Annotated in this window: 19 protein-coding genes and 1 pseudogene; 16 read left to right on the forward strand and 4 right to left on the reverse strand. The window is 68.1% G+C overall.

Annotated features, from left to right (window positions below):
• Both Q1K70_RS20755 and Q1K70_RS20760 read right to left on the reverse strand, forming a co-directional pair.
• Positions 1-307 (reverse strand): annotated as a pseudogene (locus Q1K70_RS20755) (hypothetical protein); the annotation flags it as partial.
• Between the two features lie 224 nt (positions 308-531).
• A complete protein-coding gene (locus tag Q1K70_RS20760) occupies positions 532-3,381 on the reverse strand; it encodes an FAD-binding and (Fe-S)-binding domain-containing protein (protein ID WP_300164172.1) in 2,850 nt (949 codons plus the stop codon).
• 308 nt (positions 3,382-3,689) lie between these two features.
• On the opposite strand from Q1K70_RS20760, the gene Q1K70_RS20765 reads away from it, so the two are divergent.
• The gene (locus tag Q1K70_RS20765) at positions 3,690-5,360 is read left to right on the forward strand and encodes a DUF5343 domain-containing protein (protein ID WP_300164175.1); all 1,671 of its coding nucleotides are present in this window, start codon (positions 3,690-3,692) and stop codon (positions 5,358-5,360) included.
• A gap of 170 nt (positions 5,361-5,530) precedes the next feature.
• Here Q1K70_RS20765 and mtnP read toward each other — a convergent pair whose 3' ends face one another.
• Positions 5,531-6,274 (reverse strand): S-methyl-5'-thioadenosine phosphorylase, encoded by a 744-nt coding sequence (mtnP, locus tag Q1K70_RS20770; RefSeq protein WP_300164177.1) that lies wholly within the window; start codon positions 6,272-6,274, stop codon positions 5,531-5,533.
• Positions 6,275-6,377: 103 nt separating this feature from the next.
• The gene (locus Q1K70_RS20775; protein WP_300164180.1) at positions 6,378-6,893 is read right to left on the reverse strand and encodes an adenine phosphoribosyltransferase; all 516 of its coding nucleotides are present in this window, start codon (positions 6,891-6,893) and stop codon (positions 6,378-6,380) included.
• Positions 6,894-7,003: 110 nt separating this feature from the next.
• On the opposite strand from Q1K70_RS20775, the gene Q1K70_RS20780 reads away from it, so the two are divergent.
• From Q1K70_RS20780 to Q1K70_RS20850, 15 genes are all read left to right on the forward strand, one after another.
• Positions 7,004-8,332, forward strand: coding sequence for an amidohydrolase (locus tag Q1K70_RS20780; protein ID WP_300164183.1), 1,329 nt, complete (start codon positions 7,004-7,006; stop codon positions 8,330-8,332).
• 85 nt (positions 8,333-8,417) lie between these two features.
• Positions 8,418-8,660 carry a PxxKW family cysteine-rich protein gene (locus Q1K70_RS20785; protein ID WP_300164186.1) on the forward strand — a complete coding sequence of 81 codons (243 nt, stop codon included), beginning with the start codon at positions 8,418-8,420 and terminating at the stop codon, positions 8,658-8,660.
• Positions 8,661-8,811: 151 nt separating this feature from the next.
• Positions 8,812-10,041: a M20 family metallo-hydrolase gene (locus Q1K70_RS20790; RefSeq protein WP_300164189.1), complete on the forward strand. Its 1,230-nt coding sequence runs from the start codon at positions 8,812-8,814 to the stop codon at positions 10,039-10,041.
• Positions 10,042-10,156: 115 nt separating this feature from the next.
• The gene (locus tag Q1K70_RS20795; RefSeq protein ID WP_300164192.1) at positions 10,157-10,804 is read left to right on the forward strand and encodes a methyltransferase domain-containing protein; all 648 of its coding nucleotides are present in this window, start codon (positions 10,157-10,159) and stop codon (positions 10,802-10,804) included.
• Between the two features lie 141 nt (positions 10,805-10,945).
• Positions 10,946-12,799 (forward strand): tRNA uridine-5-carboxymethylaminomethyl(34) synthesis enzyme MnmG, encoded by a 1,854-nt coding sequence (gene mnmG / locus Q1K70_RS20800; RefSeq protein WP_300164195.1) that lies wholly within the window; start codon positions 10,946-10,948, stop codon positions 12,797-12,799.
• Between the two features lie 42 nt (positions 12,800-12,841).
• Complete coding sequence (locus tag Q1K70_RS20805; protein WP_300164198.1) at positions 12,842-13,927, forward strand: hypothetical protein; 1,086 nt, start codon at positions 12,842-12,844, stop codon at positions 13,925-13,927.
• A gap of 166 nt (positions 13,928-14,093) precedes the next feature.
• Complete coding sequence (locus Q1K70_RS20810; protein WP_300164201.1) at positions 14,094-14,909, forward strand: hemolysin family protein; 816 nt, start codon at positions 14,094-14,096, stop codon at positions 14,907-14,909.
• Between the two features lie 186 nt (positions 14,910-15,095).
• Positions 15,096-16,622, forward strand: a complete 1,527-nt coding sequence (gene lnt / locus Q1K70_RS20815; protein WP_300164204.1) for an apolipoprotein N-acyltransferase — start codon at positions 15,096-15,098, stop codon at positions 16,620-16,622.
• Between the two features lie 14 nt (positions 16,623-16,636).
• Positions 16,637-17,744 (forward strand): peptide chain release factor 2 gene (gene prfB, locus Q1K70_RS20820; protein WP_300164208.1). Its coding sequence is split into 2 segments (ribosomal slippage): positions 16,637-16,711 and positions 16,713-17,744, totalling 1,107 coding nucleotides; the frame shifts between segments, so codons are not numbered across the junction.
• A complete protein-coding gene (locus Q1K70_RS20825) occupies positions 17,734-18,597 on the forward strand; it encodes a GGDEF domain-containing protein (RefSeq protein ID WP_300164211.1) in 864 nt (287 codons plus the stop codon). Before prfB ends, Q1K70_RS20825 begins: the two co-directional genes overlap by 11 nt.
• Before the next feature lie 8 nt (positions 18,598-18,605).
• Entirely contained in the window at positions 18,606-19,436 is an 831-nt protein-coding gene (locus Q1K70_RS20830; RefSeq protein WP_300164214.1) for a MinD/ParA family protein, read from the forward strand.
• A gap of 111 nt (positions 19,437-19,547) precedes the next feature.
• The gene (locus tag Q1K70_RS20835) at positions 19,548-19,823 is read left to right on the forward strand and encodes an HU family DNA-binding protein (protein ID WP_029459818.1); all 276 of its coding nucleotides are present in this window, start codon (positions 19,548-19,550) and stop codon (positions 19,821-19,823) included.
• Positions 19,824-19,835: 12 nt separating this feature from the next.
• Entirely contained in the window at positions 19,836-20,702 is an 867-nt protein-coding gene (locus Q1K70_RS20840) for a hypothetical protein (protein WP_300164220.1), read from the forward strand.
• A gap of 39 nt (positions 20,703-20,741) precedes the next feature.
• Entirely contained in the window at positions 20,742-20,894 is a 153-nt protein-coding gene (locus tag Q1K70_RS20845; protein ID WP_300164254.1) for a hypothetical protein, read from the forward strand.
• Between the two features lie 159 nt (positions 20,895-21,053).
• Positions 21,054-21,626, forward strand: a complete 573-nt coding sequence (locus tag Q1K70_RS20850; protein WP_300164256.1) for a hypothetical protein — start codon at positions 21,054-21,056, stop codon at positions 21,624-21,626.
• Positions 21,627-21,698: the final 72 nt, after the last annotated feature.

Here is a 21,698-nt window from a genome sequence, read left to right on the forward strand (position 1 = left end):
AGAAGACGTAGCGGCCGTCGGGGCTCATGGCCACGCTGTAGAGCCGGCCCTCGTAGTCGTGGCCGATGGGCGGGCGCAGCACGCGCAGTTGTTCGCCGGTGCGGATGTCCCAGACGCGGCAGGTCTTGTCGTCCGAGGCCGTGGCCAAGTAGCGGCCCAGGCCGTCCACGGCGATGCGTTTGATAAGCGCCGTGTGCATGCCGGTTTCGATGCGAAGGATCGGCTCGGCCGGCGGGGTGCCGGCGGCGGCGTGGCAGTAGGCGGAAAGGAGCAGGACAGCAGTCAGCAGGCAGACGCGAAAGCGCATGGGAGCAACTCCTCGCCCATCAGCGGGCGGCGCGCATCATTCTCCCGCCGCCCGTCCCCGTCAAGAGCCCCGTTGTATTCCCCGGCCCCGCGAAGGCCGCCGCAACGCCCCCTCCCCGCTTTCCTAAACAATTGATGAAATCTGCCACCCCCCTTGCGGGGAGAGTCCGGGAGGGGGTCACCCCCACCCGGCCGCCGGAGGCATTCCCCTCCCCCTCTCCATCCCTACTCTTTCGCGCGGCTGGCGCGGTCCACCAGGTAGACGATGGACTGGTAGGGCACGCCGGCGTGGTAGGACAGGCCGATCTCGCAGGTGCGGCTGTTGCAGTAGCCGCCGGTGGTCGAGGCCGGCAGTTGCGGCCACAGGTCAGCCAGAGCGGCGGCGTTGAGCTCGGGGTAAAAAAAGCCCCGGTCGCCGGCGAAGCCGCAGCAGTGGATGCCCTGCGGCACGACAACCTCCCGGGCGCAGGCGCGCGCCAGAGCCGCGAACTTGGCGGAAAGCCCCATCTTGACCGAGGTGCAGGACACGTGCAGGGCCACGGTCTCGGGGAGCTTCGCCACGTCGAGGTGCTCCAGGCAATGGTCGTGGATGAATTCCACGGGCTCGTGGAGCTTGAGCCCCGGCTCCATCTTGCAGCGCATGGTGTAGAGGCAGGGGCTGGCGTCGCAGAGGATGGGGACTTCCCCGTCGCGGCTGACCCGGCGCAGGGCCGCCTCCAACTCGGCCGACTTGCGCGATGCCTGATCGTGCATGCCCTTGGATTCGAGCGTCAGGCCGCAGCACAGTTCCCGCATGCCTTCGGGGAAGAGGACGTCGAAGCCGGCCTTGGCCAGGACGGACATGGTGGCCTCGAAAAGCCCCCGCTGGTCCGGGTCCGGGGCGGCCGGCCCCATGGCGCGCGTGGTGCAGCTCGGGAAGTAGACCACCTGCCGCCCCCTGCCCTGGCTCGTGTCGCAAAAGCGCATAGCCGGCGCGGCCTTGGGGGCGTTGGGCGTCCAGTAGGGCACGAGCCCCCCGGAGAGCTTGCGCAGGCCGTGGGTCATGGCGGTCATGGCCCGGGTCCCGAGCAGGTTGTGGACGGCGTGGGAGAGCCCCAGCCCCTGGCGGGCCAGGGTGGTGACCAGGCCGTAGTGCTCGGCCACCCAGCGCCCGATGCGGCGGCCGCGCTCGGTGGATTCCCGGCGGCGGTAGTCCTTGGTGAACACGCCCGTGTCCACGGAGACCGGGCAGACCGTGGCGCACAGGCCGTCGGCGGCGCAGGTCTGGTTGCCGAAATACTCGTATTCCTGGTGGAAGAGGTCGAACTCCGCCTTGTCCCCCCGGGCCGTGGCCAGGGCCATGTGGCGTTGGAGGGTGATGCGCTGGCGGGGGGTGGTGGTGACGTTTCGCGAGGGGCACACGGATTCGCAGTAGCCGCATTCGATGCAGGGATCGACCAGGGGGTTCACCCGGGGCAGGGGCTTGAGGTTTTTGAGGTGCACCTGCGGGTCGTCGGTGAGGATGACGCCGGGGTTGAGGAGGTTGTCCGGGTCGAAGGCGCGCTTGAGGCGCTTCATGTAGGCGTAGGCCACGTCGCCCCACTCCATTTCCACGAAGGGGGCCATGTTGCGGCCCGTGCCGTGCTCGCCCTTGAGCGACCCGTCGTAGCGCCCCACGACCATTTGCGTCACCTCGTCGATGAGTTCGCGGTAACGGGACACGGAATCCGGGTCGGCGAAATCCGGGCAGAAGACGAAGTGGAGGTTCCCTTCCAGGGCGTGGCCGAAGATGATGCCCTCGGCGAAGCCGTGACGGGCCATGAGGCGCTGAAGCTCGACAGTGCCCTCGGCCAGGCGCTCGATGGGGAAGACCACGTCCTCGATGATGACGGCGCTGCCGGGCTTGCGCGCCCCGCCGACCGAGGTGAAAAGCCCCCGTCGGATGTTCCAGAGCTTTTCGAAGTCGTCCTTCTTGTCCATGAAAAGAAGCGGAAAGACCGGCTCGATGCCGGCGACGCGGGTCAGGGCGTCGTCGATGCGGGACAGAAGCTCGGCCTTGTCCGCGCCGCGGACCTCGACCAGAATGGCGGCGGCCTCCTCGCTTAGTTCCTTGAGGTAGGCGGGCATGCCGGGCTTGTCCTCGACGCTGCGAAGCGACGCCCGGTCCATGAGCTCCACGGCGGACACGGTCCCGCTTTTGAGCGCGATGGTGGCCCGGCAGGCGTCGGCGATGGTCGGGTAGATCATGAGCGAGGAGGCCTTGAAGGGATGCTCGACCACCGTGCGGTAGGTGACCTCGGCTATGAAGGCCAAGGTGCCCTCGGAGCCGACGATGAGGTGAAGCAGGATGTCGAAAGGGTCCTCGAAGTCCACGAAGGCGTTGATGCCGTAGCCGGTGGTGTTCTTGATCTTGAACTTGCGGCGGATGCGCTCGGCGAGCGTGGTGTCGGCCAGGATTTCGGCGCGGATGGCGGCCAGTTCGTCGAGGAGCGCGGCGTGGGTCACGGTGAAGCGGGCCCGGGAAACGGGGTCGGCCGTGTCCAGGCTGTCGCCGTCGATGAAGACGAGCTTCATGGACTCCACGGTCTTGTAGCTGTTCTCGGCCGTGCCGCAGCACATGCCCGAAGAGTTGTTGGCCGCGATGCCGCCGATCATGCACGCGCCGATGGAGGCCGGGTCCGGGCCGATCTTGCGGCCGTGGGGGGCGAGTTGGACATTGGCCTGGGCTCCGATGACGCCGGGCTCGAGGCTGACGCTCGCCGCGCCGGGATGGATGCGCAGCCCCCGGAAATTGCCGGCCAGGTAGACCAGCACGGAATCGGTCAGCGCCTGGCCGGACAGGCTCGTGCCGGCGGTGCGGAAAGTGACGGCCACCTTGGCGTCCGAGGCGGCGCGCAGAAGCCAGGCCACCTCGCGGGCGTCGCGGACCTTGACCACGATCTTGGGGACGAGGCGGTAGAAACTGGCGTCGTCGCCCAGGGCCAGGGCCGAAAACGGGCCGAGGAACACGCGGTCGCGGGGGATGAACCCGAGGATGCGATCGTAGAAGTCCTTGTGGGCCGGAGGCAAGGCGCATGCGTGGGCGTGCTCGGACATGGGGTGCTCCTTGAGGAAAGGGCTCGGCCGCTTTCGGGCGGCCTTGTTCCATCATGCCACAAATTCGGGGACATCGGCAACGGCCGGATCGCGACGGACAACAGCATGGAAAAATGAACGAAATATAAACTTCACCACAAGACCAGTGACTTTTCGGGCGAAGATGTCTATTTTGCGGAAACAGCGATGCTTTCTTCCCGACATAATGTAAGAAGAGGTGGTTCACTTTGCTTTTCCATCTGTTTTCTCCCCGCGAAGAGCCCCCGCTTCCCTCGTTTCGCACACCGCCAAGCACGGATAGCCAAGCCATGTCCCTCCCGAACGCCTATTCGCTCAAGACGTCGAGCATCCCGAAATACTTCACGGCGATACTCGAAGTGGACATGCCGCAGGACTTCAATGCAAATTTCATGACGAGCATCGGATTTCGCTATGCGATCGATCGATCCTTCATCGACATACTGAAGGAACTGCATTTTCTTTGCGACAACGGAATGCCGACCAAACGTTATACGGATTTTTATGATCTGACCCAGGGCAAGACCGCCCTGTTCAACGGCATATACGAGGCCTACGGCAAGCTCTTCGAGAAGTTTCCCGAGGCGCAAAAGCTGTCCGAGACGCAAGTCGTCGACGCGCTCAGGCAGCTTTATGAAGGGAAGAAAACCGATATGATGATCAGCGGCATCTCCGCCACATTCGTGGCGCTGTGCCGCGTCGTCGACGATTTCGACGCCATGGCCTCCGAGGTCCGCCGGGCGCGCCAGGCGGAGCCGCCGCAACCCGGCCCGGCCCTGCCTCCCGTCGCCGTCCCGGAAACGGTCGCAACCCCTTCCCAACCGACGACGACAGGCGAACCGACGCCCAGCGATCTGGCCGACGAGGAGGAATCCGAACCCCTTGTCCTCGGTCCGGAATACGAAATCCGGCCCGAGACGCAGCTCGCCGCGCCGGACCGCGTCCAGGAAACCCAGACGGTCAGCGCCGTCGCGGCCGCGAGCGTTCCCGAGGCGCCTTTCCCCGAATCCGAACAACCGGCGGCCATGGCCGAGGCAACGCCGCGGCAGGTCGAACCCGAGCCGCTGACGCTTGTCCTCGACACGGAGGAGCCCGCAAGCGCCGCGGCTTCGACCGCACCCGTCCGGGCCGCCACGGCCGCGTCCGAGCCGGAGCCGCTGGTCCTGGAAACGGACGCGCCGGACGACGCCCCGCCCCTGCACCGGGATCGCCTCGCCGCCCCGGCCCCTCTTGCCGCGCCACCGGTGCCGCGACGCGAGCCGGACGCGCCCACGGCCACGGACGTCTCGGCCCGGGCCGACGCCATGCCCGAGGTCCCCGTGCAGGCCGCCCGCACCGGCCATGCCCTTGCGGACGTTTTCGAACCCACCCCCTTGACGCTCCTCCTGGAATCGGACGTGCCGGGCGAGATCGCGCCCTCCGACCACGACCGTACCGCCACCCCGCCGGCGCACGACGCGACCTTGGTCCTGGACCTCGAAACGCCCCCCCTCTCCCGGACGGACGCCGACGCCAAGACCGCCATGGATCAGGAGACGTCGTCCCCCCCGGCATCCGCGCCGACGGACCAGCTTCTCGAGGTGGATGCACCCGCGACGGGCGCTCCTTGGACCGTCCCGGCGGACGAGGCCTCAGGCCACGGGACGGAGTCGGCCTTCCCCCTCGACGAGGCGACCACAGCCATCGCCGAGTCCCATGACGCCGCTCCCCAACGGGAGGTCCCCCGGCCGGCGCGGCCGACCATCACCATCAGCCCTTCCCTGGCCTTCGAAATCGACCTGTCGCCGTCCGAGACGGCCGGGGTGGGCGCCTCGCCGTCGCCGCCGGCCGGAGCCGACGACGGCGCGGAAAAGGCCCAGCGCCGGCCCCTCCAGATCGTGCTGCCCGAAAGCACGGACCCGGCCGTCTACGACGCCATTTTCGCCAGCCTCAAACGGCACCTGCTCGATTCCGACGCCTAGCGTCGCGCCCATGGGATGCGCGAGCGCGCATTCCATGGGCGACAGCCGTTTTCCGAACAGATACGCTCGTGGTCCTTGAGGGACGCCGCACCGGCCCGCCCGAACAAAAAGGCGTCCCCGGCCGCGGCCGGGGACGCCTTGTCATCCGATAAACAGCAGCGCTGCCGCGGCTACATCACCTTGATGACCTCGATGAGCACGTTGGTCACCTTCTCGGCGTTCTCCTTGAAGATGGTGACGATCTCCTCCCAGTTGACCGGCGGCTCGTCGGTCTTCCAGCAGTCGTAGTCCGTGCTCATGGCCACGGCCGCGTAGGGCACGCCGGCCTCCACGGCCAGGGCGCACTCCGTGGCCACGCTCATGTTGATGACGTCCGCGCCCCAGGCCCGGAACATGTTGGACTCGGCCCGGGTGGAAAAGCGCGGCCCCTCGATGGTCACCACCGTGCCCCGGTCGTGGTGGCGGTAGCCGAACTTGCGGCAGGCGGCGACGAGCAGTTGGCGCAGGGGCTCGGAAAAGGGCTCGGCCATGGGCGTGTGGGCCGGGTTGTGGGGCTCGAACCGGTCGTGGAAGGTCAGGTGCCGCCTTCTGGTGAAGTCGATGAACTGGTCGAGGATCACCAGGTCGCCCCGGCCGATCTCCTGGCGCAGCGATCCCACGGCGGTGGTGGACAGGATGGCGGCGCAGCCGATCTTGCGCAGGGCGTGGATGTTGGCCCGGTAGTTGACGTGGGTGGGCGTGGCCGTGTGGGCCCGGCCGTGGCGGGCGAGGAGCACCACCTCCTTGCCGCCGATCCGGCCCTGGCGCAACGTGGAGTTGGGCGGCCCGTAGGGGGTGTCCATCTCCATGTCGGACGGGTTGTCCAGGATGTTCGGGTCGTCCAGTCCGCTGCCGCCGATGATGCCGATTTTCATATCGCTCCCGTTGCCCCGGCCGGCCGGCCGGGAATATGCGCCCCCACGCGTCGCCGGGACAGATCCCCCGCGTCGCGCCCGCATAGACTCTTACAGTGGTCGATTAGACGATCTGCAGAATGCTCTCGCAGCCGTAGGTCCGGAACTGTTCCCGACCGTTGAGGAAGGACAGTTCGATGACCACGCCGATGCCGGCGATCTCCGCCCCGAAGCCCTCCACCAGCTTGACCACGCCGGACAGCGTGCCCCCGGTGGCCAGCAGGTCGTCGATGACCAGCACTTTTTCGCCCCGAAGCAGCGCGTCCTCGTGCATGCACAGCGTGTCCGAGCCGTATTCCAGGTCGTAGGAGACGCTGCGGGTCTTGTAGGGCAGCTTGCCGGGCTTGCGCACGGGCACGAAGCCGATGCCCATCCTATAGGCCAGGGCGGCGCCGAAGATGAAGCCACGGGCTTCGGCGGCCACGATCTTGGTCGCCTTGGTGTCGGCGAAGCGTTTGGCCAGCAGGTCCACGGCCTCGCGGAAGCCTTCCGGATCGCCGAGAAGCGGCGTGATGTCGAAAAAGAGGATGCCCTGCTTGGGATAGTCCGGGATGTCGCGAATGAGCTTGCGCAGATCCATGGCCGTCTCCTTAGAATAATGCGGACTGGTACCGCATTCGGATAGGGATTTTGGGCAATCGGGTCAAGCCGGGCTTGGCCGCGGCGGCAAGGTGCGCTAGGGAACCGCCCATGGAACACGCCCCCCTCGCCTGCGACACCCTCGTCGCCGCCGGCGTCCTCGTCACCCAGGACGACGACCGGCGCGTCCTTTGCGACGCCGCCCTGGCCGTGACGGACGGCCGCATCGCCGCCCTGGGCCCGGCCTGCGAAATCCGCACGCGCTTCGCGCCGGCCGAAACCCTGGACCTGTCCGGCTGCCTGGTCCTGCCCGGGCTCGTCAACACCCACTGCCACGCCGCCATGACCCTTTTCCGGGGCCTGTGCGACGACGCGCCGCTTCGGGTCTGGCTGTCCGAGCACATCTGGCCGGCCGAGGCCAGGCTCACGGCCGAGGCGGTGCGCCTGGGCACGGCCGTGGCCTGCGCCGAGATGCTGGCCTCGGGCACGACCTGCTTCCTGGACGCCTATCTCTTCGTCGACGCCGTGGCCGACGCCGTGGCCGCGTCCGGCATGCGGGCGGTGCTGTGCCAGGGGGTGTTCGAGATCGCCAACGCCGGGTTCAAGACCGTGGAGGCGGCCTTCGCCTCGGCCGGAGCCCTGGCCGACCGGCTGGCCGGCCACGACAGGCTTCGCGCCGCCATCTTTCCCCACGCCGTGTACACCTGCTCGGCCGCGACGCTTGTGCGCTGCGCCGAGTTCGCCCGCGCCCGGAACCTGCTCCTTTCCACCCACGCCTGCGAGACGGCCAAGGAGAACGACGACTGCCTGGCGGCCAACGGCGCGCGGGTCATCCCTTATCTTTCCGACCTGGGCCTGCTGGAGCCCAAGACCCTGCTCGCCCACGGCGTGGCCCTGGACGCGGCGGACATCGACCGGCTCGCCGCGACCGGCACGGCCGTGGCCCACTGTCCGAGGAGCAACATGAAGCTCGGCAGCGGCGTCGCGCCCGTGGCGGCGCTGCTTCGCGCCGGCGTGACGGTTGGGCTCGGCACGGACGGTGCGGCCAGCAACAACGCGCTGAACGTCTTTTCGGAAATGGCGACCGCCGCCCTGCTGCAAAAGGTCGCCGCGAACGATCCGACGCTGCTCGAAGCGCCGGCCGCCCTGGACATGGCCACGCGAGGCGGCGCGGCCGCCCTGGGCTGGCCGCAGCTCGGGCGCCTGGTCGTCGGCGGCCCGGCCGACCTGTGCGCCCTGGACATGGCCAAACCGCAACTGGCCACGGGGCTCTCCCCGGTCTCGGACTGCGTCTACGCGGCGAGCGGCGGCGAAGTGGCCTGCACCATGGTCGCGGGCAAGGTGCTTTATCGGGACGGCGCATTCCCGGGCCTGGACTACCCCGGCCTTCTGGCCGCCTTCCGCCGGGCCAGCGCCGGGATCAGCGGCCGCGCCTCTTGACAAGACCGCCCGGCTCCATAATAAGGGCTGGCTTTGCGCTGAAATCTTTCCCGCGCCCCGACCCGCGCGGCCCGGAGGTTATCCCATGTCCCAGGTCATCACCGTCAATGGCGTCGAATGCCATCCCATCGTGGAAAAATGCGTGGGCTGCGACCGCATCATGGAGCAGGACGGGGGCAAATACTGCAAGAGCTATCCCCTGCCCGAACGCAAATGGGCCCAGAAGGTCTGCAACTTCGCCACCCACGTCAAGCTCGAAGTCGACAAGGGCGGCAAGGTCAACATCAACCCCTTGAAGGCCTCCAAGCGCGCCGCCCGCGGCCGTTAGACCCTTCCCCCCTTTCCCGCATCCACGCCGGGAGGTTCGCGCCTCCCGGCTTTTTGCGTTGCGCCCGCGCGGTTTGCCATCCCCTGGCCAAGGCGCTATGAGGGGAGAGCCCCAGAATCCGACCGAAAACCCCGACCCGGAGCCTGCCCGTATGCTTGACGCCCTGCTCGCCAGCCTCGACCAAAAACGCGACATGGTCATCGACCTGCAACGCGAACTGACCGCCATCCCGGCCCTGGGGCCGGACAACGGCGGCCCCGGCGAAAGGGAAAAAGCCGACAGGCTCAAGGCCCTGCTGGCCGACATGGGCTTCCCGGAAGCCCGCGAGATAAACGCCCCCGATCCCCGCGTGCCCTGCGGCCACCGGCCCAACCTCGCCGTGGTCGTCCCGGGCAGGGACGCCTCTCGCACCTTCTGGATCATCTCCCACCTGGACATCGTGCCGCCGGGCGATCCGGCCCTGTGGCGTTCCGATCCCTACTCCCTGGTGGTCGAGGGCGACGTGCTCTACGGCCGGGGCGTGGAGGACAACCAGCAGGCCGTGGTCAGCGCCGTCATCCTGGGCAAGGCCCTGCTCGAAACGGGCGTCGTGCCGCCGATAAACTACGGCATGCTCTTCGTGGCCGACGAGGAGACCGGCAGCAAGTACGGCCTGGACTACGTGGCCGCCCACGGCGAGGGGCTCTTCACCAAGGAAGACCTGTTCCTCGTGCCCGACTTCGGCCTGCCCACCAGCGAAATGGTGGAAGTGGCCGAAAAAAGCATGCTTTGGTACAAGATCGTCGTCAACGGCCGCCAGTGCCACGCCTCGACCCCCGAGGCCGGCGTCAACTCCCTGGCCGCCGCTTCGCTGTTCGTGCTCAAAATCCCCAAGCTCCACGACCGCTTCCCGGCGAAAAACCCGCTCTTCCAGCCGGCCAACTCCACCTTCGAGCCGACCAAGAAGGAAGCCAACGTGGACAACATCAACACCATCCCCGGCCGCGACGTCTTCTACGTCGACTGCCGGGTGCTGCCCGAATACGACCTGGACGACGTGGTCGCGGCCATTCAGGAATACGGCCGCGAGGTCGAGGCCGCCTGCGGCGTGACCATCGACTACGAGGTGGTGCAAAAGGAGCAGGCCGCGCCGGCCACGCCCGAAGACGCCCCCATCGTGCAAAAGGTCATGGCCGGCATCCGCGCCGTCTACGCCGGGGCCAAGCCCCGGCCCATGGGCATCGGCGGCGGCACGGTGGCCGCCTACCTGCGCCGGCGCGGCTACCCGGCCGTGGTCTGGTCCACCCTGGAGCACAACGCCCACCAGCCCAACGAACGCTCCAGCGTCAAACGCACCATCGGCGACGCCAAGGTCATGGCGCACGTGCTGGCGGGCGAGTGAGAGGAAGAGGAAGAATGCCTCCGGCGGCCAGGAGGGGCCTAGGGCCCCTCCTGGACCACCCCATCTGGGGGGAGGTAGGGGCAACGCTGACGTAGCGGGTAGGAGCGGGGTTGCGATGGATTTGAAGCGCGCCTGGAAGAAGCTGCTCATGGGGCAGTGCCGCCGGCCCGGGGGACTCCTCGGCGAGTACATCGGCCGGCGGATGAACCGCAGCCACTACGCGCTGACGGGCTGGGGCCTGTCCCACGTGGCCGTCGCCCCGGACGACGACGTGCTCGACATCGGCTGCGGCGGCGGGCGCACCCTGGCCCGGCTGGCCGAGCTTTCCCCCAGGGGGCGCATCTGCGGCGTCGACGCCTCGGCCAAAAGCGTGGCCATGTCCCGGCGCTGCAACGCGGCGGCCATCGCCTCGGGCCGCATGGACGTGCGCCAGGCCTCGGTTTCGGCCCTGCCCTTTCCCGACGCGACCTTCCGGCTGGTCACGGCCGTGGAGACGCACTATTTCTGGCCGGACCTGGCCTCGGACTTTCGCGAGGTGTCGCGGGTGCTGCGCCCGGGCGGCCGCGTCCTGCTTCTGGCCGAGGTCTACGACACGCCGCGCTTCGACGCCCGCAACCGCAAATGGCTGGAACTCGTGCCCATGACCTACCTGAGCCCGGAGCGCTTTCGCAAGCTTTTCGCCGAGGCCTGCTTCGACGACGTCGCCGTGCACGAGGAAACCGACCACGGCTGGCTCTGCTGCCTCGGCCGCAAGCCCCTCTAACCCCTTTCCCTCCCCTTTTTCAGATGCACACTTTTTTCCCTTCACTCCCCCCGCTTCAAGGGGGTCCGGGGGGGATTATCCCCCCCGGCAGGGAGGTCCAGGAGGGGCGGCGCCCCTCGTGGCCGCCGGAGGCATCTCCCCATGCATGACCTCATCGTCGTGGGCGCGGGGCATGCGGGGTGCGAGGCGGCCATGGCCGCCGCGAGGCTCGGGCTCGCCACGTTGCTCATCACGCAAAACGTGGACCGCATCGGCCATCTGTCCTGCAACCCGGCCATCGGCGGCCTGGCCAAGGGCCATATGGTGCGCGAGATCGACGCGCTCGGCGGCATGATGGGCCTTTGGGCCGACGCCGCCGGCATCCAGTTCCGCACCCTCAACACCCGCAAGGGGCCGGCCGTACGTTCGACGCGCGCGCAGATCGACCGCGACGCCTATATGGTGGTGGTCAAGCGCGACGTGTTCGCCCAGGCGAACCTCGACGTGCGCCAGGACACGGTGGAGGAGGTGCTGGCCGAGGACGGGCGGGCGACCGGCGTGGCCACGGGCTCGGGCGAGGTCTTTCCCGCCCGGGCGGTGCTCCTGACCACGGGCACGTTTCTTTCCGGCCTCATCCACATCGGGCTGACCCAGCGGCGCGGCGGCCGCCTGGGCGATCCGCCGGCCGACGGCCTGTCGGCCAGCCTGCGCCGCCACGGCCTGGCGCTCGGCCGGCTCAAGACCGGCACCACGCCGCGGCTTCTGGCCAAGAGCATCGATTTTTCCGCGACCACGCCCCAGCCCGGCGACGACCCGCCCCCGGCCTTCAGCTTCCACGGGCCGGGGCTGGTCCTGCCGCAGGTCCCCTGCCACCTGACCTACACCAACGAACGCACCCACGAAGCCATACGGGCCGGCTTCGACCGTTCGCCGCTGTTTACGGGCGTCATCGAAGGCACGGGCGCGCGCTACTGCCCGTCGGTGGAGGACAAGGTGGCGCGGTTCCCCGAGCGCGACCGCCATCACGTGTTCCTGGAGCCCGAGGGGCTGGCCAGTCCCGAGATCTATCCCAACGGCATCTCCACGAGTCTGCCCATCGAGACGCAAAAGGCCATGATCGCCACCATCCCGGGACTGGAGAAGGCCCGAATCGTGCGACCGGGCTACGCCATCGAATACGACTACGCCGACCCGATCCAGCTTGCCCCGACGCTCGAGACCAAGGTCCTGCCCGGGCTTTTCCTGGCCGGCCAGATCAACGGCACGTCCGGGTATGAAGAGGCCGCCGCCCAGGGGCTGTGGGCGGCGCTCAACGTCTTTTGCGCCCTGTCCGGCCGCCCGCCCTTTCTGCCGCGCCGCGACCAGGCCTACATGGCCGTGCTGGTGGACGACCTCGTCACCAAGGGCACCAGCGAACCCTACCGCATGTTCACCTCCCGGGCCGAGCACCGGCTGCTCCTTCGCGAAGGCAACGCCGACGCCCGCCTGACGCCCGTCGGCCGGGAACTCGGCCTCGTGTCCGACCGGCAATGGGAGGTCTTCGCCCGCAAGCAGTCGGACCTGGCGGCGGTGCTCGCGGGTCTGGCCGAACGCCGGGTCCGGCCCGACGACTGCGACGACGCCGCCTGGCTGGCACTTGGCGGCAGGCCGCAGGACCGTAGCGTGCGCCTGGACGAGCTTTTGCGCCGGCCGGAAGTCTCCCTGGCCGACCTGCGCCGCTTCTGGCCCGAACTCGAAGCCGTGGAGACGGAAACGGCCGTGGAGGCCGAGACGCGAGTCAAGTACGAAGGCTACCTGCGCCGCCAGGCCGAGCTGGCCGGCCGCCTGGGGCGGCTGGAGGAGACGGCCCTGCCGCCGGACCTGGACTACGCCGCCGTGGCCGGTCTGTCCCGGGAGGTGGTGGAAAAGCTCGACCGCGTCGCGCCGGCCACATTGGGCCAGGCCGGCCGCATTTCCGGCGTGACCCCGGCCGCCCTGGCCTGCCTGGAAATCCATTTGAAGAAAATTGCCGGCTAGCCGGGCCTTGTGCCCGCCCCGATGTTCGCTTATGGAGAATTCATGGGTGATTTCGGGGCGCTGGACAACATCCCGGCTTTGTGGAGCCTTTTCGAACCGGGTTGGTGGAATCGGATGCTCGATTCCACCACCTCGGGCCATCCCTCGCCCGAGGCGCTCATCCTCACCGTCGGCATCTTCGGCCTGGCCTTCGCCGTCATCGCCGCCGGCTTTCTCATCAAGATCCGCATCGGCAACTCCGACGCGTCGCCCACCACCTGGATCGTGCGGCCGGGCGAGATCCGGGCCCTGCTCGACACGGCGCTGACCCAGCGCAGCAAGATGCGGATGAGCTTCGTGCGCGACGACCCCGGCGCGCGCTCCACCGACGCCACGATCCTGTCCGTGGACCCGGCCCGGGGCATCGAGCTGGAGATGACCTCCCTGGTGCGGGCCACCCAGGGCTGGGTGGGCAAGCTCGTGGCCTGCGACTTCCGCCTGCGCCTGGACCCGCGCAAGGACTACCACAGCTTCTACAACTTCGTTTCCTCCATCCAGGCCGTGCGCCTGGCCAACGACGACTTCGTGCACATGACCCTGAGCTGGCCCAAGCACCTGGAGCTGGAGCAGAAGCGCGCCTTCCTGCGTGTGGAGCCGCCCCGGTCCTTCGTGCTGGAGCTCGAGCTGTGGCACGAAGTCGCCATCAAGCAGGTCCGGGGCCGCTTCGGCAACCCGGCCACCTGGGGTCAGCCGCTCCTGCGTCTGGACCCCCGGCTCGAACCGCCGGCCATGGAGGTGCGCAACCTCTCCGGCGGCGGCGTGCGTCTGGAGGTCGAGGGCGAGCTGCTGCAGGGGCACAAGGCGCTCTTCGAGCCTTCCAACCGCTTCCTCATGCGCCTGGTGCTGGCCGAGCCCGAGGCCGACCAGCCCCTGGAATTCTTCCTTGCCCTGCGCCTGCAAAACGCCTACGGCGACCCGGGCACGGCCGGCAAGAAGGCCTTCGGCCTGCGCGTCCTGAGCTTCGGCGTGCCGGCCGACGCCCCGGGCGGGGACGTGCTGTCCTGGAAGCCCGCCGCCACGGGCGTGCCGCCCCTTGACGACTGGGCCTTCCGGCGGCATCTGGCCATGTACCGTTCCCGGGGGGAATGACGCCGGGAAATCCGGATGGGGCCGCGCCCGGGGCGTGGACGGCGCGGAACGATTCGGATAAGGTTTTTCCGTTTTTTCAATTCCGTCAACAAGACGCCACGCGAAGCGGCCATCATGCCGCCTCGGACCGGACCGCCGGCCCATCGCGGGACATAAGGAGCAAGGGTTGGACGACGACTCCGACAGTCGATTCTGGGGCGCCCTGGGAAAGTTCTTTCGCCAGAAAAACATCTCCATCGAGGAGCTGATCCAGGAGGCCCGCACCGACGGCAGCCTCATCCAGGAAGACGCCTCCATGCTGCTCAACATCCTGCGACTGGAAAGAAAGCAGGTGTTCGACATCATGGTTCCGCGCCCGGACATCGTCTGCGCCGAGGCCGACGACGGCATTCCGGCCATCTGCGACCTGATAAAGACCCACGGCCACTCCCGCATCCCCATCTACGAGGGCAACCGCGACAACATCCTCGGCATCGTCTACGCCAAGGACCTGCTGTCCCACATCGTCGGGGCCTGCGGGGAGTACCCCGACCCCCGCTCCATCATGCGCGCCCCGCTTTTCATTCCCGAAACCCTGGACCTCAAGAAGATGCTCCTGGAATTCCGCAGCCAGAAGAAGCACATGGCCGTGGCCCTGGACGAGTACGGCGGCACCTCGGGGCTGCTCACCCTGGAGGACGTGCTCGAGGAGATCGTCGGCGAGATCGAGGACGAGCACGACCCGAGCAAGCCGGAGGAAATCCAGGAGATCGGCCAGGACGTCTACCTCGTCTCCGGCCGCTTTCCCCTGGAGGACGTCAACGCCGCCCTGGGCCTGGGACTGGAATCGGAACAGGTGGAAACCCTCGGCGGCTTTCTGACCGAACTGGCCGGACGCGTGCCGCGCCAGGGCGACGCCTTCACCCTGGAAGGACGCCGCTTCACCATCCGCGAGGCCGACCGGCGGCAGATCCGCTGGATCGTCATCGAACCGGCCGCCTGATGCGGCCTCACCGAAAGCTTCGGTACAATTTTAGGGAAAATAGTATTTCGGCATAGTGCTCGCGAAGTTCGCTTGAACGAATTTCGAGGACGCCACGCGAACGAGGCTCCCCGACCCGGACGCAGGCGGCATGCCTTCCGCCGCGCCCGCCGCCCACCAAACCCTGAGGCGCTCCCGACGGACACCGTGACCACAGCAACACTTCTGGCCGTGCTCGGGGCCTGGCTCGGATTCGCCAATCCCGTGTACCGGCTGCCGCTTCTGGCCCTGACCCTGCCGGCCGGCCTGGCCTTCGTCGCCGTGCGCGCCCCCTCGACCGGCGCGGCGGCCAAGGCCGGCTACGTCATCGGCGCCGCCTCCGCCTGCGCCAGTCTCTACTGGGCCGCCCTGCCCATCCACGACTACGGCAACCTGCCCTGGCTGCTGGCCGTGCCCGCGCCCGTGCTCATGGGCATGGTGCTGGGGCTTTACACCATGGTCCTGGCCGTGGTGCTGCGCCTGGGGGCGTCGCGCCTTTCCCCCTGGCTTTTCGGCCCGTTTTGCGTCCTGGCCTGGGCCAGCATGGAACTCGCCCGGGGCGTACTGCTCACGGGCTTTCCCTGGCTCGCCCTGGCCGCCGCCTTCTCGCCCTGGCCGGCGGCCATCCAGGGCGCGGCCTTCATCGGAGCCTACGGCCTTTCGGGGCTCATCGCCGGGCTCGTCGCCTGGCCGGTCGTGAGCGGCCCCCTGTCGCGCCAGGGGCTCGTCGCCGTGCTGCTGCTGGCCGCCCTCTTCTTCCTCGGCAACGACCGGGCCGGTCGGTCCGCGCCCAAGGACGCGGCCATCCACGCCACCATCGTCCAGGGCAACGTGGACCAGAGCCGCAAATGGGACCCGGACTCCCAGCGCGACACCGTGGACAAGTACATTTCCCTTTCGACGCAGGCCATGCGCGACGCGCCCACCGACCTGCTGGTCTGGCCCGAGACCACCATGCCCTTCTACTACCAGGACCACGGCCCCCTGTCCCAGCGCCTGATCGACTTCACCGCCGCCTCGGGCACGCCGCTGGTCTTCGGGGCGCCGGCCTACGAGACCACCATCGGCGGGCACGTGCTCTTCAACCGCGCCTACCTGCTGACGCCGTCCGGCCAGGAGAGCGCCTACGACAAGGAGCACCTCGTGCCTTTCGGCGAGTACGTGCCCTTCGGCCAGTACCTGCCCTTCATCCACAAGCTCGTGGAGGGCGTGGGCGACTTCCGGCCCGGCCGGGTCGAGAAGCCGTTGACGTACGGCCGCCTTGCCCTGGGCATGCTCATCTGTTATGAAGCGATCTTTCCGGAATTGGCGCAACAGCGCGTGGAGGCCGGGGCCAACGTCCTGGTGAACATTTCCAACGACTCGTGGTTCGGCGATTCCGCCGCCCCGCGCCAGCACCTCGACCTGGCCATGCTGCGGGCCGTGGAGCAGGGGCGGGCCATCATCCGGGGCACCAACTCGGGCATTTCCGCCGTGATCGATCCCCGGGGCCGCATCATGGCCCAGGGTGGGCTTTTCACCACCCTGACCCTGCCTTGCCCGGAGGTGCCCGTCGTGTCGGAGACCACCTGGTTCCATCGCCATTACACGCTGATCACCTGGGCCATACCCGGCCTTTTCGTCCTGCTGTGCCTGGGCGCCGCCTTGTCGCCCGAACGCCGCCCCGGCTTCTCCGGCCGCGGCAAACCCCTGTAAGAGAGTGATCATCCATGCTGCAATACGCGGAACTGCGCACGCTCGGCGCCGAGCTCCTGGACAAGTTCGACGAATTCTGGAGGCGTCTTTGACCTGGAGCAAAGCCGCAATCGCCTGGCCGAGATAGAGGCCGAACTGTCCAAACCCGGAGCCTGGGACGCGCCCGAGCGCCTCACCCCGGTCCTGCGCGAGAAAAGCGCCCTGACCGCCAAGGTCGAAAGCGGCGAGAAGCTCTACGCCGCCCGCGGCGACCTCGACGAATGGCTGGCCATGGCCAAGGACGACGGCAGCCCCGAGGTGCTCGACGCACTGGCCGAGCAGATAGAGAGCCTGGACGGCGCACTGGCCGACGCCGAGCTGGCCGCCTTCTTCAAGTCCGAGGACAACGCCGACGCCATCCTGGAGATCCACCCCGGCGCGGGCGGCACCGAGGCCCAGGACTGGGCCGAGATGCTCCTGCGCATGTACCGCCGCTGGGCCGAGCGCAAGCATTTCGACGTCAAGGAGCTGGACTTCCTGCCCGGCGACGAGGCCGGCGTCAAAAGCGTCACCCTGCAGATCTCCGGGCCCTACGCCTACGGGCTGCTCGCCGCGGAAAAGGGCATCCACCGCCTCATCCGCATCTCGCCCTTCGACTCCTCGGGCCGCCGCCACACCTCCTTCGCTTCGGTCGACGTCTACCCCGACGCGGGCGTGGACATCGACATCGAGGTCAAGGAGGAGGACCTGCGGGTGGACGTCTTCCGGGCCTCGGGCCCGGGCGGCCAGCACGTGAACAAGACCTCCTCGGCCATCCGCATCACCCACCTGCCGACCAACATCGTGGTGCAGTGCCAAAACGAGAAGTCGCAGCACCGCAACCGCGAGTCGGCCATGAAGGTCCTCAAGGCCAGGCTCTACGACCTGGAGCTCAAGAAGCTGCAGGCCGAGAAGCAGGAAAGCTACGACGCGAAAAACGCCATCGGTTTCGGTTCCCAGATAAGGACCTACACCATGCAGCCCTATCGACTGGTCAAGGACCATCGCACGAGCGTCGAGGCCGGGGACGTCGAGGCGGTGCTCGACGGCGAATTGGACAAGTTCATCCGCGGCTTTCTGCTGCGAGGCGGCAATGAAGCCTGATCCCCCGCTCCTGGACGCGCCCCCGGAAGCGCTCCTGGCCGAGCTCGAGACGCTGCGGCGCATGCTGGCCGAGGCGGAAAAGCCGCCCTGCGCCGCGGAAGGCGAGGGCATGGTCATCATGCGCCTGTGCACGGGCCTGGACCTGGCCGGCTGGGAGACGCTCTCCCACCGCCAGGACCTGCGCGACTGGCTGGCCCTGCCGCTTTCGGCCGACTGCCTGCCCTTCCTCACCCGCATCCAGCAGACCCTGCGGGAACTGGTCTTCCTCTCCGAGCACGATCCCCTGACCAAGCTCTACAACCGGGGAGCCTTCGACCGCATCCTGGCCGCCGAGATCGTCCGGTCCTCCCGGGCCGGCCAGTCCCTGGCCCTGGTGCTGTTCGACCTCGACGACTTCAAGTCCATCAACGATTCCTTCGGCCACCCCTGCGGCGACCGGGTGCTCGAAACCATCGGCTCGCTCCTGTTGGCGGAAAAACGCTCCTACGACTACGCCGCCCGGGTTGGCGGCGAGGAATTCGCCCTGATTCTGCCCGGGCTCGGCCTCGTGCGGGCCGAGATGGTGGTCGGCCGCATCGTCGAGGCGGCCCGGACCCTCAAGGTCGTGTGCGACGGCGTGAACACGCCCCTTCGCGTCACCATTTCCGCCGGCCTGGCCATCACCAAGGGCAAGATGAGCACGACGCCCGAAAAGCTCTACGCCCTGGCCGACGCCGCTCTCTACCAGGCCAAGGCCGCCGGCAAGGACCGGGTGGTGGCCGCGCCCATCGCCGACCTGACCGCGCCGCCGGAGAAGACGCTTGTGCGCGCCGATGAGAAACGATTTCTTTTCACGGGTCTAACCAAAGGATAAGACGGCGTATGTCCCAAGCCATAAATCCCAACACATCCATGTCCGTGGCCATCCTGAGCGGCAAGGGGGGCGTGGGGAAAACGAACCTGGCCCTCAATCTGAGCTACGCCCTTTTCCGCGCCGGCCACCGCGCCCTGCTCATGGACTTCGACGTGGGCCTGGCCAATGTGGACGTCCTGCTCGGCCTGTCGCCGGAAAAGAACCTCCAGGACCTTTTCCGGCCCGAGGTCACGGCCGGCGAGGTCATGCTCGCCGTGGAACCGGGAGGCTTCGACTTTCTGCCGGCGGCCAGCGGCGTGCCGGAACTGCTGGAAATGGACGACGACATGCGCGAAATCCTTTTCCAGAAACTCAACGACTCCCTCGGCGACTACGACTACCTCATGCTCGACCTCGGCGCCGGCATCTCCCAGACCGTGCTGTCTGTTGCCGTCATGAGCCACGTGCGCGTGCTGGTCGTCACCCCCGAGCCCACCGCCCTGACCGACTCCTACGCCGTCATCAAGGTTCTCCACACCCAGTACGGCATCACCGACTTCCACATCCTGGTCAACCAGGTGGATTCCCCGGCCGACACCAAGACCACCTTCAACCGCCTGTCGGCCGCCTGCCAGCATTTCCTGGGCTTTTCCCCGGAGCTCCTCGGCGGGGTGCGCGCCGATCCGGCCCTGCCCGACGCCGTGCGCCGCCAGATCCCGCTCATGCGCCACGCCCCCCGCTCCCCGGCCGCCCAGGACATCCTGAACGTGGCCGTCAAGCTCCACCGCATCCGCCAAAGCCGCCAGGAGGCGCTGCGGGGCCTGCCGGTGCTCGGAAAAATTCCTCGGCCGCGCAAGTAACCCTTGACGGAAGCCGCTTTGTTTCGGCAATGGTATGAAATAGATGGACGATTGCTTGCCCGCCGTCTCATGGCGGCCCCGGCCAACCGTCAACAGCCCGAGGACAACGCGATGAACAAAAGCGAACTCATCAAGACCCTGGCCGAAACCAAGGACCTGCACATCGACGAAGCCGCAGACATCGTCAACGCCTTCGTCGATTCCGTCAAACAGGCGCTGATCAACGAGGACCGGGTGGAAATCCGGGGTTTCGGCAGCTTCAAGATCAAGGGCTACAAGGGCTACACCGGCCGCAATCCCAAGTCCGGCGACGTCGTCTCCGTCGCGCCGAAAAAACTCCCCTTCTTCCGCCCCGGCAAGGAGCTGAAGGAATACCTCAACAAGTAAAGCAGACCCACCATGTCGTTACCGCGCCTTCTCCTCGGTGTCCTGGTCGCCCTGACCATGGCCGCCGTCCCGGCTTTCGCCGCCGACCCGGTCCTGACCATCGCCTTCGCCGGCAACACCTACGGCTATTTCGATCCCTGCCCCACCTGCGGCCCGCAGAAGCTCGGCGGCCTGGCCCGGCGCGCCACCTTCCTCAAGGACCTGCGCGAAAAAGGCCCCAGCGCCGGCAAGACCCTGGCCGTGGCCGGGGCCTGGGAATTCCTGCCCGAGGTCTCGGCCGCGCCGCCGGAACCGGACAAGCTGCCGGCCGTGGTCAAGGCCCATGAACGCCTGGCCTACGACGTCTTCGCCCTGACCCCGGCCGAAGTGAACGTCCTGACCGAGAACAAGGCCGCCACGCCCAAGGGCGCGACGGTCCTCGACGCCGCGCCGACGACGAAGGTCCTCGCCATCGGCGGCAAGGCCGTGGGTCTGGTCTATTTCCCCATGCCCAAGGACGTGAGCGCCCCGGTGCCGGACAAGCTCATGGACGCCACGGCCAAGGCCGCGGCGGAGCTTCGCGGCAAGGTCGCCCTGGTCGTCGGCGTGAGCCCCTGGGGGGCGCTGGACGAGGAAGCCTTCATCAACACCCGCTCCGGCGCGGTGGACGTGCTGCTCGGCAGCGGCGGCGGCTCGGGCTTCGCCTCGCGCGCCTCCAAGGACGGCAAGACCCTCTGGACCCGGGCCTACATCAAGGGCAAGACCATCAACCGCCTGGACCTCCTCGCCCTGCCGGGCGCGCCCGGCTTCGCCTGGAAGATCGGCGAGAACTTCACGGCCAAGGTCCAGCCACTGGACGAGGCCTATCCCCAGGACGCGGCCGTCGAAGCCCTCTTCTGAGCGCCGCCCGGCCCGATCCACACCCAGCGAGGCAACCGCGTGTCCAATCCCATAGCCCGCGTCTTCGCGGCCGTGCTCGGGGCGCTTTGCGCGCTCTGCGTCGCTCCGATGCGCGCCATGGCGGCGGAGCCGGCCGCCGTCATCTTCTTCACCGGCAACACCTACGGCACCATCTCCCCCTGCCCCTCCTGAGGCGGCAAGCTCATCGGCGGGCTGGCCCGGAGGGCCGCCTTCATCAAGACCGAACGCGCCGCCCCGGAGCTTTCCGACAAGCTCCTCTTTCTCGCCTGTCCCTTCGAGATCCTGCCCGACGGGCCGGAAGCCAAACCCGACCCCAAGGCCCTGCCCGGCATGGTCAAGGCCATGGATGCCATGGGCTACGACGCCGGCGCCCTGAACCCGGACGAGGCCGCCTATCTGCAAAAGGCCGGCGCGCCGTTGCCCGCCCGGTTCACCGTGCTCGGCGACGCGCCCAAAACGCAGCTTCTCAAGAAAGACGGCAAGACCTTCGGGCTCGTCTTTCTCCCGGTCTCGCCGGACCCGAAAAAGCCCGCCCCGGCCGCGCTCCTCGACGCCACGGCCCAGGCGGCCAGGGAACTGCGCCAAAAGGCCGACGTCGTCGTCGGCATCAGCGGCCTGGGACTCTCCGACGAACAGGTCTTCCTGGACACGCACCCCGGCGCGGTGGACGTCCTGCTCGGCAGCGGCCCCAACGCCGGCACCTCCTCCCGCCTCTCGGCCGACGCCAAGACGCTCCTGTCGCGCACCTACATCAAGGGCAAGACCGTCAACCGGCTGGACATCTACGCCCTGCCGGGCAAGGCGGACTTCGCCTGGAAACCCGGCGAGACCTTCAAGACCGACGTCGTCACCCTCGACGACCGCTACCCCGCCGACCCTGCCGTCGAGAAGATGGTGCAGTAGGGGGATGGGGATAAAGACGGGGCTTTGCCCCGGACCCCACCGGGGGGGATAATCCCCCCCGGACCCCCTTGA

Source organism: Solidesulfovibrio sp. (assembly GCF_029978005.1).
Classification (GTDB): Bacteria; Desulfobacterota; Desulfovibrionia; order Desulfovibrionales; family Desulfovibrionaceae; genus Solidesulfovibrio.

Excerpts from the sequence above, each read along its gene's own strand:
- Q1K70_RS20760 (WP_300164172.1), bottom strand. The coding sequence starts at position 3,381 with ATGTCCGAGCACGCCCACGCATGCGCCTTGCCTCCGGCCCACAAGGAC.
- Q1K70_RS20765 (WP_300164175.1), top strand. The coding sequence starts at position 3,690 with ATGTCCCTCCCGAACGCCTATTCGCTCAAGACGTCGAGCATCCCGAAA.
- mtnP (WP_300164177.1), bottom strand. The coding sequence starts at position 6,274 with ATGAAAATCGGCATCATCGGCGGCAGCGGACTGGACGACCCGAACATC.
- Q1K70_RS20775 (WP_300164180.1), bottom strand. The coding sequence starts at position 6,893 with ATGGATCTGCGCAAGCTCATTCGCGACATCCCGGACTATCCCAAGCAG.
- Q1K70_RS20780 (WP_300164183.1), top strand. The coding sequence starts at position 7,004 with ATGGAACACGCCCCCCTCGCCTGCGACACCCTCGTCGCCGCCGGCGTC.
- Q1K70_RS20785 (WP_300164186.1), top strand. The coding sequence starts at position 8,418 with ATGTCCCAGGTCATCACCGTCAATGGCGTCGAATGCCATCCCATCGTG.
- Q1K70_RS20790 (WP_300164189.1), top strand. The coding sequence starts at position 8,812 with ATGCTTGACGCCCTGCTCGCCAGCCTCGACCAAAAACGCGACATGGTC.
- Q1K70_RS20795 (WP_300164192.1), top strand. The coding sequence starts at position 10,157 with ATGGATTTGAAGCGCGCCTGGAAGAAGCTGCTCATGGGGCAGTGCCGC.
- mnmG (WP_300164195.1), top strand. The coding sequence starts at position 10,946 with ATGCATGACCTCATCGTCGTGGGCGCGGGGCATGCGGGGTGCGAGGCG.
- Q1K70_RS20805 (WP_300164198.1), top strand. The coding sequence starts at position 12,842 with ATGGGTGATTTCGGGGCGCTGGACAACATCCCGGCTTTGTGGAGCCTT.
- Q1K70_RS20825 (WP_300164211.1), top strand. The coding sequence starts at position 17,734 with ATGAAGCCTGATCCCCCGCTCCTGGACGCGCCCCCGGAAGCGCTCCTG.
- Q1K70_RS20830 (WP_300164214.1), top strand. The coding sequence starts at position 18,606 with ATGTCCCAAGCCATAAATCCCAACACATCCATGTCCGTGGCCATCCTG.
- Q1K70_RS20835 (WP_029459818.1), top strand. The coding sequence starts at position 19,548 with ATGAACAAAAGCGAACTCATCAAGACCCTGGCCGAAACCAAGGACCTG.
- Q1K70_RS20840 (WP_300164220.1), top strand. The coding sequence starts at position 19,836 with ATGTCGTTACCGCGCCTTCTCCTCGGTGTCCTGGTCGCCCTGACCATG.
- Q1K70_RS20850 (WP_300164256.1), top strand. The coding sequence starts at position 21,054 with ATGGTCAAGGCCATGGATGCCATGGGCTACGACGCCGGCGCCCTGAAC.